The organism is Streptomyces sp. CNQ085 (assembly GCF_022614595.1).
In the GTDB taxonomy this organism is placed as follows: domain Bacteria; phylum Actinomycetota; class Actinomycetes; order Streptomycetales; family Streptomycetaceae; genus Streptomyces.
Genome location: NZ_JAJFAU010000157.1, coordinates 1 through 11142 on the forward strand (window position 1 = coordinate 1; position 11142 = coordinate 11142).

At 73.8% G+C, this 11142-nt stretch carries 9 protein-coding genes; 7 read left to right on the forward strand and 2 right to left on the reverse strand.

The window, feature by feature from the left end:
- The 7 genes from LJ221_RS20760 to LJ221_RS20790 all read left to right on the forward strand — a co-directional run.
- Positions 1-532: DUF3000 domain-containing protein (locus tag LJ221_RS20760; RefSeq protein ID WP_241718247.1), on the forward strand; the 532-nt coding region annotated here is incomplete at its 5' end.
- Between the two features lie 184 nt (positions 533-716).
- Positions 717-1394: a response regulator transcription factor gene (locus LJ221_RS20765; protein WP_241718248.1), complete on the forward strand. Its 678-nt coding sequence runs from the start codon at positions 717-719 to the stop codon at positions 1392-1394.
- Positions 1395-1558: 164 nt separating this feature from the next.
- Positions 1559-2830 (forward strand): HRDC domain-containing protein, encoded by a 1272-nt coding sequence (locus tag LJ221_RS20770; protein WP_374228519.1) that lies wholly within the window; start codon positions 1559-1561, stop codon positions 2828-2830.
- Between the two features lie 74 nt (positions 2831-2904).
- Positions 2905-3162, forward strand: a complete 258-nt coding sequence (locus tag LJ221_RS20775; protein WP_241718249.1) for a hypothetical protein — start codon at positions 2905-2907, stop codon at positions 3160-3162.
- A gap of 237 nt (positions 3163-3399) precedes the next feature.
- Positions 3400-4644 (forward strand): acetyl-CoA C-acyltransferase, encoded by a 1245-nt coding sequence (locus tag LJ221_RS20780; RefSeq protein WP_241718250.1) that lies wholly within the window; start codon positions 3400-3402, stop codon positions 4642-4644.
- A complete protein-coding gene (locus LJ221_RS20785) occupies positions 4641-6770 on the forward strand; it encodes a 3-hydroxyacyl-CoA dehydrogenase NAD-binding domain-containing protein (RefSeq protein ID WP_241718251.1) in 2130 nt (709 codons plus the stop codon). Before LJ221_RS20780 ends, LJ221_RS20785 begins: the two co-directional genes overlap by 4 nt.
- 117 nt (positions 6771-6887) lie before the next feature.
- A complete protein-coding gene (locus LJ221_RS20790) occupies positions 6888-7277 on the forward strand; it encodes an NTP pyrophosphohydrolase (RefSeq protein ID WP_241718252.1) in 390 nt (129 codons plus the stop codon).
- A 39-nt stretch (positions 7278-7316) separates the two neighbouring features.
- Here LJ221_RS20790 and LJ221_RS20795 read toward each other — a convergent pair whose 3' ends face one another.
- Together LJ221_RS20795 and dxs are read right to left on the reverse strand one after the other, a co-directional pair.
- A complete protein-coding gene (locus LJ221_RS20795) occupies positions 7317-8951 on the reverse strand; it encodes a glycosyltransferase family 39 protein (protein ID WP_241718253.1) in 1635 nt (544 codons plus the stop codon).
- A gap of 69 nt (positions 8952-9020) precedes the next feature.
- Positions 9021-10988, reverse strand: coding sequence for a 1-deoxy-D-xylulose-5-phosphate synthase (dxs, locus tag LJ221_RS20800; protein WP_241718254.1), 1968 nt, complete (start codon positions 10986-10988; stop codon positions 9021-9023).
- Positions 10989-11142: the final 154 nt, after the last annotated feature.

The following is an 11142-nucleotide window of genomic DNA, read 5'->3' on the forward strand; positions in this document are numbered from 1 at the left end:
GCCGCGCCCGGAGGTGCGGCTGGGCCCGCTGCCGCCGCCCAGGAGGCTGGCGCCGTTCGCGCACGCGGTGGAGGCGTCGGTCGAGGCCGGGGGCGAGGAGCTGGCCGACGGGCGGTTCGTGCTGCTGCACGACCCCGCGGGGCAGGAGGCGTGGCGGGGCTCGTTCCGCGTGGTGACGCTGGCCCGCGCCCAGCTGGAGCCGGAGATGGCGCAGGACCCGCTGCTGCCGGAGGTCAGCTGGTCGTGGCTGACGGGCGCGCTGGAGGCGCGGTCGGCCGAGTACGTCGCGGAGGGCGGCACGGTGACACGGGCGGACTCCCACTCCTTCGGGGAGCTGGCGGACCGGGCGGTGCGCTCGGAGCTGGAGATCCGCGCGTCGTGGACTCTTCGGGAGGGGACGGGGGAGGCCGCGGCCGGACACCTGGCGGCCTGGTGCGATCTGCTGTGCCAGTGCGCGGGGCTGCCGCCGGAGGAGGGCGAGGGGGCGGCCGTCGTACCACTGCCGCAGCGCCGGGGCCCGCAGCCACTCTGATGGTTCCCCGGATCGATCTCCTGTCCGATTTGCCGGAATTTTTCACTCACTCATTCGTGATCATTCCCTAAAGACGGACCGGCGGAGTGCCGAAGGATTCTGTGACCCCCTCACGGGGCTCAACCCCATCCCGACTTCCCCCAGTAGTCGGCTTCCGTCCGCTCTCCACTCCCCAGGAGGCCCGGTGTCCGTTCTTCTTGAGCACCCCACAAGCCTGGTCGCCTACCGCCCGAACAAGCCGACGGCCATGGTCGTCGTCGCCGACCCCCGGGTCCGTTCCACCGTCACCCGCCACCTGTGGGCGCTAGGTGTCCGGGACGTGATCGAGGCGTCTTCGATCGCGGAGGCCCGCCCCCGTGTCGCCAACCCGCGCGACATCTGCGTAGCCGAGGTCCACCTGCCCGACGGGTCCGGCCTGACCCTGCTGTCCGAGACCCGGGCGGCGGGCTGGCCCAACGGCCTCGCCCTCTCCGCCGCCGACGACATCGGCGCCGTGCGCAACGCCCTCGCGGGCGGTGTCAAGGGCTATGTCGTCACCGGCACCCGCGGCACCCCGGGCCACCCCGGTCATCCCGGTCATCCCGGGCGCCCCGGTACCGCGCCCATCGGCGCCGCAGCCCGTATGCACCGCCGCCCGCCGGGCGCCCCCGGCCACTCCGGCGGCTACCGCGAGCTCTCCGGCCGGGAGATCGAGGTGCTGCGGCTGGTGGCGGAGGGCCAGTCCAACAAGGCGATCGGCGTCTCCATGGGCCTGTCGGCCCTGACCGTCAAGAGCCACCTCGCCCGGATCGCACGCAAGCTGGGCACCGGCGACCGCGCCGGCATGGTAGCGGTCGCCCTGCGCACCGGCATCATCCACTGACCCCGCCCCCACGGCCCCGCACCGCTCCGACCCCTTCACCGCCGCGATCCGCACCCGCCCGCCCGGCCGGCTCCCCGGCCGGGCGGGCGGGTGCGCCGCGTCCGACCTCGTCACGTTCCGTCGGCGGACATCGCGCACCGCGTGCGCATGGATACCCTTGTCGCGTGACCGACGCCCAAGAGACCTCCATAAGCAACGCAGCTCGGCCTCCCGCACAGGAGGAAGGTCCGGCGCCGGTCCCCTTGCTGGAACCGCGCGAGGGCGTCCCGCCCGTGACCGCCGCGCCCGAGGCCCTCGCCGGGGTCGTGGAAGCCTTCGCCGCGGGCCGCGGGCCCGTGGCCGTCGACGCCGAACGGGCGTCCGGGTACCGCTACGGCCAGAGCGCCTACCTCGTCCAGCTGCGCCGCGCGGGCGCGGGGACCGCACTGGTGGACCCGGTCGGCTGCCCGGACCTGACCGCCCTCGGCGAGGCGATCGGGGACGCCGAGTGGGTGCTGCACGCCGCCACCCAGGACCTGCCCTGCCTGCGCGAGACGGGCATGCGCCCCACCCGGCTGTTCGACACCGAGCTGGCCGGACGGCTCGCGGGCTTCGCCCGCGTCGGCCTCGGCGCGATGGTCGAGAACGTCCTGGGCTACTCCCTGGAGAAGGGCCACTCCGCCGTGGACTGGTCCACCCGACCGCTGCCCGAGCCCTGGCTGCGGTACGCGGCGCTGGACGTGGAGCTGCTGGTCGACCTGCGCGACGCCCTGGAGGAGGAGCTGGAGCGCCAGGGCAAGCTGGAGTGGGCGCACCAGGAGTTCGCCGCCATAGCGGCGGCCCCGCCGGCCGCCCCCCGCAAGGATCCCTGGCGCCGCACCTCGGGCATGCACAAGGTGCGCAGGCGGCGGCAGATGGCGGCCGTGCGGGAGCTGTGGACGGCCCGCGACCAGGTGGCGCGGCGCCGCGACGTCTCGCCGGGCAAGGTGCTCACCGACGCGGCCATCGTGGAGGCCGCGCTGGCGATGCCCGCCGACGCGCAGGCTCTGGCCGCGCTGCCGGGATACGGGCACCGGATGGGACGCAGGCAGCTCGAGCAGTGGCTGGCCGCGGTCCAGCGCGCCCGTGCCCTGCCCGAGTCCGGGCTGCCCTCCCCCGCCCTGACACCGTCCGGGCCGCCGCCTCCGCGCGCCTGGGCCGACAAGGACCCGGTCGCCGCGGCCCGGCTCGCCGCGGCGCGGGCGGCGGTGAAGGCGCGCGCGGAGGAGCTGAGGCTGCCCCAGGAGAACCTGCTCGCCCCCGACACGGTGCGGCGGCTGTGCTGGGAGCCCCCGGGCGAGGCGTCCGAGTCCGCGGTCGCGCGGGCGCTGTACGCCCTCGGCGCCCGGCAGTGGCAGGTCGAGCAGACGGCGCCGCTGCTGACGGCGGCCCTGTCGGCCGTCCCGTCCGACCTCTGACCGGGACCGGTCTTCCGTTCACGCGCGGGTGCCGCATAGGGTGATCGCCAGCTGACAATCCAGGGGGATGAGGAATGTCCTACCCGAACTACCCGAACCAGCCGCAGCCGCCGAACCCGTCCAACACGCTCAGCATCGTCGGCATCGTGCTCGGCTGCGTCGCCTTCATCTTCTGCCCGCCGCTCTTCGGCATCGCGGGGATCGTCTGCGGTGCGATCGCCACGTCCAAGGGCGAGCGGCTGGGCAAGGTCGCCCTCGGGGTCTCCATCGCGGGCCTGGTCGTCGGGATGATCCTCGGCTTCGCCATCTACCAGGGGATGCAGGGCGTCTGACCGTCGCCGGCCGCGCACGGCGGCCGGAGCAGGCCGCGGTGCGTCCCTTTCCGGGCCCGTCCCCCACGGGGGCGGGCCCGGTTTCCCGCCACCGTGCGAAGCGGCCGGGGGCGCGTGGGAGTGTGACGTGCGACTCGCTCGGGAGGGGGCTTCCCCCCTGAGGGTTACCGACAAGTAGCATAAGCTCCGGGAAGCGCGCCGTACGGCGTACCACCGCACCCCTGGAGGAGAGCCAACGTGCCTCGTACCGCTAGGGACGTCGTCTTCGTCGACGGCGTCCGGACCCCGTTCGGCAAGGCGGGCCCGAAGGGCATCTACCACGAGACGCGCGCCGACGACATGGTCGTCAAGTGCATCCGTGAGCTGCTGCGCCGCAACCCGGACCTGCCCCCGGAGCGCATCGACGAGGTCGCCATCGCCGCGACGACGCAGATCGGCGACCAGGGCCTGACGCTGGGCCGCACCGCCGGCATCCTGGCCGGGCTGCCGACGACGGTGCCGGGCTACTCCATCGACCGCATGTGCGCGGGCGCCATGACCGCCGTGACGACGACCTCCGGGTCGATCGCCTTCGGCGCGTACGACGTCGTGGTCGCGGGCGGTGTCGAGCACATGGGCCGCCATCCGATGGGCGAGGGCGTGGACCCCAACCCGCGCTTCGTCTCCGAGAAGCTGGTCGACCAGTCCGCCCTGTTCATGGGCATGACCGCGGAGAACCTCCACGACCGCTACCCGCACATCACCAAGCGGCGCGCCGACGAGTACGCCGTGCGCAGCCAGGAGAAGGCCGCCAAGGCGTACGCCGACGGCAGGATCCAGGCCGACCTGGTGCCGGTCTCCGTACGCCGCACGAGCGAGGAGGCCATGGGGTCTCCCCAGCCCGGAGGGGGAGGGGCGGAAACGGGCTGGGGCCTGGCCACCGCCGACGAGCCGATGCGCCCGGGCACCACCCTGGAGCAGCTCGCGGGTCTGAAGACTCCCTTCCGCGCGCACGGCCGGGTCACCGCGGGCAACGCCGCCGGTCTCAACGACGGCGCCACCGCCTCCCTGCTCGCCGCCGAGGACGTGGCCCGCGAACTGGGCCTGCCGGTCAGGATGCGCCTGGTCTCCTACGCCTTCGCCGGTGTGGAGCCGGAGGTCATGGGCGTCGGCCCGATCCCCTCCACCGAGAAGGCGCTGGCCAAGGCCGGTCTGTCGATCGGCGACATCGGTCTGTTCGAGATCAACGAGGCCTTCGCCGTCCAGGTGCTGGCCCTGCTGGACCACTACGGCATCGCCGATGACGACCCGCGCGTCAACCAGTACGGCGGCGCCATCGCGTTCGGCCATCCGCTGGCTTCCTCGGGTGTGCGTCTGATGACGCAGCTCGCACGACAGTTCGAGGAGCAGCCGCACGTCCGCTACGGCCTGACCACCATGTGCGTCGGCTTCGGCATGGGCGGCACCGTGATCTGGGAGAACCCCCACTGGGAGGGCAAGTGAGCAACACCGCCGAACTGCTGAAGGGCGCGGCCGAGCTCTTCCCCGACGAGGTCGTCACCACCGCCCACGTGCGCCATCTCGACCTCCCCGGGGGCGCGGGCCGCTTCGCGCTCATCACCCTGGACAACGGCCTGGACCACACCAAGCCCACCACGCTCGGCCCGCAGTCGCTGGTCAACCTCGACAAGGCGATCGACCAGGTCGAGGCCGAGGCCGCCAGGGGCGAGATCACCGGCGTCGGTGTGACCGGCAAGCCGTTCATCTTCGCCGTGGGCGCCGACCTCAAGGGCGTGGAGGTCGTCAGGAGCCGCGAGGACGCGCTGGCCATCGGCAAGGGCGGCCACGACGTCTTCAAGCGGCTGTCCTCCCTGGCCGTGCCGACCTTCGCCTACTACAACGGCGCCTCGATGGGCGGCGGTGTCGAGGTGGGTCTGCACTGCTCCCACCGGACCGTCTCGCGGGCCGTCCCGGCCTTCTCCCTCCCCGAGGTCTTCCTCGGGCTGGTCCCCGGCTGGGGCGGCTGCACCCTGCTGCCGAACCTGATCGGCGCCGACCGCGCGGTCTCGGTGATCATCGAGAACTCTCTCAACCAGAACAAGCAACTCAAGGGTGAGCAGGTCTTCGAGCTCGGCATCGCCGACGCGATCTTCGACGGCGCCGACTTCCTGGAGCAGTCCCTGATCTGGACCGCCTCGGTGCTCCGCGGCGAGCTCGAGGTCGAGCGCCCGGACATCGACCGCGGTGAGGCCTGGGACCAGGCCGTCGCACGCGGGCGTGCCATCGCAGACTCCAAGGTGCACGGCGCGGCCCCGGCCGCCTACCGCGCGCTGGACATCATCGCGGCGGCCAGGAACGGCGACCTGCGGCAGGGCTTCGACGCCGAGGACCGCGCCCTGGCCGACCTGATCATGGGCGACGAGCTGCGCAGCGGCCTGTACGCCTTCAACCTGGTCAACAAGCGCGCCAAGCGCCCGGCCGGCGCCCCGGACAAGAAGCTGGCCCGCCCGGTCACCAAGGTCGGCGTCGTCGGCGCCGGCCTGATGGCCTCCCAGCTGGCGCTGCTGTTCGCCCGCCGCCTGGAGGTGCCGGTCGTGCTGACCGACATCGACCAGGAGCGTGTCGACAAGGGCGTGGGCTACGTCCACGAGGAGATCGACAAGCTCCTGCTCAGGGGACGGGTCAACCAGGACAAGGCCAACCGCCTCAAGGCCCTGGTCACCGGCTCCCTGGACAAGGCCGCCGCCTTCGGCGACGCCGACTTCGTCATCGAGGCCGTCTTCGAGGAGATGGGCGTCAAGCAGCAGGTGTTCGCCGAGGTCGAGGCGGTCGTGCCCGAGCACGCGATCCTGGCCACCAACACCTCCTCGCTGTCGGTCACCGAGATGGCGAGCAAGCTCAAGCACCCCGAGCGGGTCGTGGGTTTCCACTTCTTCAACCCCGTTGCCGTGCTGCCGCTGCTGGAGATCGTCCGCGCCGAGCGGACCGACGACGCCTCGCTGGCGACGGCCTTCGCGGTCGCCAAGTCGCTGAAGAAGACAGCCGTGCTGGTCAAGGACGCCCCGGCGTTCGTCGTCAACCGCATCCTGACCCGATTCCTGGGCGAGGTGCTGCGCTCCATCGACGAGGGCACCCCCGTCGAGGTCGCCGACCGGGCGCTGGCCCCCCTGGGCCTGCCCATGTCGCCGATCGTCCTGCTGGAGCTGGTCGGCCCGGCCGTCGCCCACCATGTGGCCGGCACGCTGCACGCCGCGTTCCCCGACCGCTTCGCCGTCTCGGAGAACCTGGGCCGCGTCGTCGAGGCGGGCAAGCGCGGCCTCTACGTGTACGACTCCGGCAAGCCGGAGCTGGACCCGGAGGTCGCCGCCCTGTTCGAGACCGGCGACACGGTGCTGACCGAGGAGCAGGTCCGCGAGCGTGCGCTGAACGCGATCGCCGAGGAGATCCGTCTGATGCTCGACGAGGGCGTCGTCGCCGAGGCCCAGGACATCGACCTGTGCCTGATCACCGGCGCGGGCTGGCCCTTCCACCTGGGCGGCATCACGCCGTACCTGGACCGCGGGGGCGTCTCCGAGCGCGTTGACGGCAAGCGGTTCCTGGAGCCGGGCGTGGCGAGCGTCCCGAACTGACGCACCGGGGCGGCCCTCCGCCGCTTCCCGTCCACGGCGCCCGTCCGCACCCCGAGTGCGGGCGGGCGCCGTCGCGTGCGCGGGGGTTCGGAGCGGTGGCCGTGGCAGGCTTGGGCCATGCCCGGATGCCTTCGCCCTCTGCTCGTCGTGGACGCCGCCAACGTCGTCGGCTCGGTGCCGGACGGCTGGTGGAGGGACCGGCGCGGCGCCGCCGAGCGGCTGCGGGACCGCCTCGCGGCCCGGGCCGACGGAGACCGTGCGGGCGGCGAGGGCGGCGAGGGCGGCGAGGAAATCGTGCTCGTGGTGGAGGGCGCCGCCCGCGGAGTGGCCTCCGTCCCCGGGGTGCGGGTGGTGGACGCGCCCGGCAGCGGCGACGACCGGATCGTGGAACTGGTGGCGGCCGAGGGCCGCGGCCGGCCCTGCACGGTGGTCACCGCCGACCGCGGGCTGCGCGAGCGGGTGGCGGCGCTGGGCGCCGAGGCGGCCGGGCCGCGCTCGGTGCGCTGACCTTCCCCGGCTCCCCTCCCGGGCTTCGCCTCCCGCCGCTCAGCGGGCGTCGGCCGCGCGCCCCTCCGCCTGCTCCTCACGCTCCTCGCGCCCGCCGCGCTCCGGCCGCAGCACGTAGACCACCGCGCCGTCCACCCGCTCCGCTCGCTCGTAGTGCGCCGCGAGCAGGTAGCGCAGCGTCGGCATCCGGGAGGGCTCGTACGGCCGGCCGCGCGAGTCGTCGACGATCACCTTCGGCGGGTCCTCGGACAGCTCGGCGCGGAAGGTGTGCCAACCGCCCTCAATGCCGTACCGCTGGCCCACCCGGGGCCCGTCCCGGCCGCCGCTGAAGTTGGTGAGCAGGCCGGCGGTGAGGTAACGGCTGGCGGGACGGCGGTCGGCCAGCCAGTAGCCCTCCGGGTGCATGCCCCACAGCAGCACCTTCTCCTGCGGTCCGGCGTGCCGTCGCGCGGCGTCGGCCACCTTCCGGGCATGGTCCAGCTCCGCGCTGCCCGCGGCCGCGCTCCAGCCCAGGAACAGCGTGCACGACAGCACCGCGCACAGCGCGGCCCGGCGTGTCCACTCGTCGCCCAGCAGGTGCAGGGCGCCCGCCCCCAGCAGGGCCAGCGGCGGCAGCAGCTGGAGGTAGTAGTGGCCGAAGAAGTGGAAGCCGGAGACCACGGCGACCGCGGAGGCCGCCAGCCAGGCCCACAGATCCGCCGTCAGGACCCGCCGCCGGCGCGGCGGGCGGTGGCGCAGCGCCGCGGCCAGCGGCACCAGCAGCCCCGCGGAGCCCGCCGCCGCGATGGCGGTGTTGACCAGGCCCCGGCCGAGCACGTGCAGCTCCGAGCCGGTGAAGGAGGCGTACGCACCCGATCCGGTGACCGTCCAGAACAGGAAGCGGGACCAGCCGCAGGCCGCGGCCACCGCCGCCACCGGCAGTACGCAGCCCGCGCCCAGCCGGATCAGCGCGGCCCGCCGGGGGTCGCCGGGCGGCGCCGAGCGCCACAGCAGGAACAGCACCGGCAGCAGGACCACGCCGCCCGTCTGCTTGGCCAGGAAGGCTCCGGCGACCGCCAGGCCCGCGGCCGTCCAGTGCCTCCGGTCGGCGCACCAGACGGCCGCCGCGGTGAACGGCAGCATGAAGACCTCGAAGTTCGCCGCCTGGGCGTCCTCGGGGTTGAGGCCCACCGAGGCCAGGACGAACAGCACGCCGGCGGCCCGTCCGGCCCGCTCGCCCCAGCGGCGGCGGGCCAGCGAGGCCAGCAGCGCGGCGGTCGCCACCACCGCCGCCACCGCCGCCGCCTTGACCGGCCACAGCGAGGAGTCGCCGAAGACCGCGAAGGCGCCCTGGTACAGCCAGGGCACCAGGGGCGGTTTGCGGTCCACGACGGTGTCGTAGAGCGTCCCGCCGTCCGTGAGCATCCGGGCCTGGGTGGCGAGGAAGCCCTCGTCGGGGTTCCACAGCGGGCGCAGGAAGGACGGGAGGCGGGTGAGCACCGCCGACAGCAGGAGCACCGGGAGCAGCCACGGCCAGAACGGGCGCGGACGGCCCGGGGGTCCGGACGGCGGCCGGACGGCGGGGCCGACGGCCGGACGGCGGACGACGGGCTCCCGCACCCGCGTGGTCCCGGCCGGCGCCGTGCGGGCGCCCGGCAGCCGCACGGACCGGGGCGGGTCGGAGGCGGTCGGCATGGGTTACAACCTATCCGTCCCCGCCGCCGTCCCCGCCGCCGGTGCGGCGTGCCGGGAGGCCCGGTCGCGTCAGTCGCGGGCGGTCTGTGCGCCGAGGCCGTCCACGTCCTCGGCGCGCCGGGCGTCATCGGCGCCCCCGGTGCCGTAGCGGCCGCCGAGCTTGGCGACCAGACCGGTGACCTGGCGGGCGATGTCCGGCGCGGTCAGGCCGATCTCGGCGAGCACCTCGCCGCGGGATGCGTGGTCCAGGAACTTCGCGGGGATGCCGAAGTCGCGCAGCGGCACGTCCACGCCCGCGTCGCGCAGCGCCTGCGCGACAGCCGAACCGACACCGCCCGCCCGGACGTTGTCCTCCACGGTGACCACGACGCGGTGGCGGTCCGCCAGCGGCGGCAGCGCCTCGTCGACCGGCTTGACCCAGCGCGGGTCCACCACGGTGGTGGAGATGCCCTGCTTCCCCAGCAGGTCGGCGACCTCCAGGCACATCGGGGCCAGCGCGCCGACCGAGACGAGCAGCACGTCCGGCCGCTCGCCCTCCTCCGTCCGTGCCTCGCGCAGCACGTCCATGCCGCCGACGGTGGAGACGGCGGGCACGGACGGGCCGACGGCGCCCTTGGAGAAGCGCACCACCGTCGGGGCGTCCTTCACCTCGACGGCCTCGCGGAGCTGGGCGCGCAGCTGGTCGGCGTCGCGCGGGGCGGCGATCCGCAGTCCGGGGACGACCTGGAGGATCGACATGTCCCACATGCCGTTGTGGGAGGCGCCGTCGGTGCCGGTGACCCCGGCCCGGTCCAGCACGAACGTCACCCCGCACCTGTGCAGGGCGACGTCCATCAACACCTGGTCGAAGGCGCGGTTGAGGAAGGTGGCGTAGACGGCGAAGACCGGGTGCAGTCCGCCGGTGGCCAGCCCGGCCGCCGAGACGGCGCCGTGCTGCTCGGCGATGCCCACGTCGTAGACGCGGTCGGGGAAGGTCTCGGCGAACTTCCGCAGGCCGACGGGCTGGAGCATCGCGGCGGTGATGGCCACGACGTCCGCGCGCTCACGGCCGAGTTCGACCATCTCGTCGCCGAAGACCGAGGTCCAGTCGGCGCCGGAGGCGGCTACCGGCAGCCCGGTGTCGGGGTGGATGACGCCGACGGCGTGGAAGCGGTCGGCCTCGTGCTGGACGGCGGGCTGGTAGCCGCGGCCCTTCTCCGTCAGGCAGTGGACGATGACCGGGCCGCCGAAGCGCTTGGCGCGCGTCAGGGCGGACTCCAGGGCCGCTATGTCGTGGCCGTCGATGGGGCCGAGGTACTTCAGGCCCAGGTCCTCGAACATGCCCTGAGGGGCGATGACGTCCTTGATGCCCTTCTTGGCCCCGTGCAGGGTCTCGTACAGCGGTCTGCCGACGACCGGGGTGCGGTTGAGCAGGTCCCTGCTGCGGGCCAGGAAGCGCTCGTAGCCGTCGGTGGTGCGCAGGGTGGCCAGGTGGTTGGCCAGGCCGCCGATGGTGGGGGCGTAGGAGCGCTCGTTGTCATTGACGACGATGACCAGGGGGCGGTCCTTGGCGGCGGCGATGTTGTTGAGCGCCTCCCAGGCCATGCCGCCGGTGAGCGCGCCGTCGCCGATGACCGCGGCCACGTGGTGGTCCTCGCGGCCCAGTACCTGGTTGGCCTTGGCCAGTCCGTCGGCCCAGCCCAGCACGGTGGAGGCGTGGGAGTTCTCGATGACGTCGTGCTCGGACTCCGCCCGCGAGGGGTAGCCGGAGATGCCGCCTCTGGCCCGCAGTCCGGAGAAGTCCTGCCGCCCGGTGAGCAGCTTGTGGACGTAGCTCTGGTGTCCGGTGTCGAAGAGGACCTTGTCCCTGGGCGACTCGAAGACCCGGTGCAGGGCGATGGTCAGCTCGACCACGCCCAGGTTGGGTCCGAGGTGGCCGCCGGTCTTGGAGACCGCCTCGACGAGGAAGGCCCGGATCTCCCGGGCGAGCCGGTCGAGCTCTTCGGGGCCGAGCCGGTCGAGATCGCGCGGTCCCGTGATGCGGGTCAGCAGAGCCACCCGTGCCTCCTTGCTGGTCGAGCCGTACGGGCTTGTGCCGATCCGACGAGTCTAATGTTCCGGTCGCCCGGCCGTGCGGCGGCCACCGCGTTGCCGCCGTCCGGGTGTGTCGCGGCGTGTGAGCGGTCGCTCCCCGCGGCCCTCTGGGCCGCGG

What these genes read in the sequence shown, in the direction of transcription:
- LJ221_RS20795 (WP_241718253.1), bottom strand. Translation starts at nt 8,951, where the DNA reads ATGCCGACCGCCTCCGACCCGCCCCGGTCCGTGCGGCTGCCGGGCGCC.
- LJ221_RS20790 (WP_241718252.1), top strand. Translation starts at nt 6,888, where the DNA reads ATGCCCGGATGCCTTCGCCCTCTGCTCGTCGTGGACGCCGCCAACGTC.
- LJ221_RS20775 (WP_241718249.1), top strand. Translation starts at nt 2,905, where the DNA reads ATGTCCTACCCGAACTACCCGAACCAGCCGCAGCCGCCGAACCCGTCC.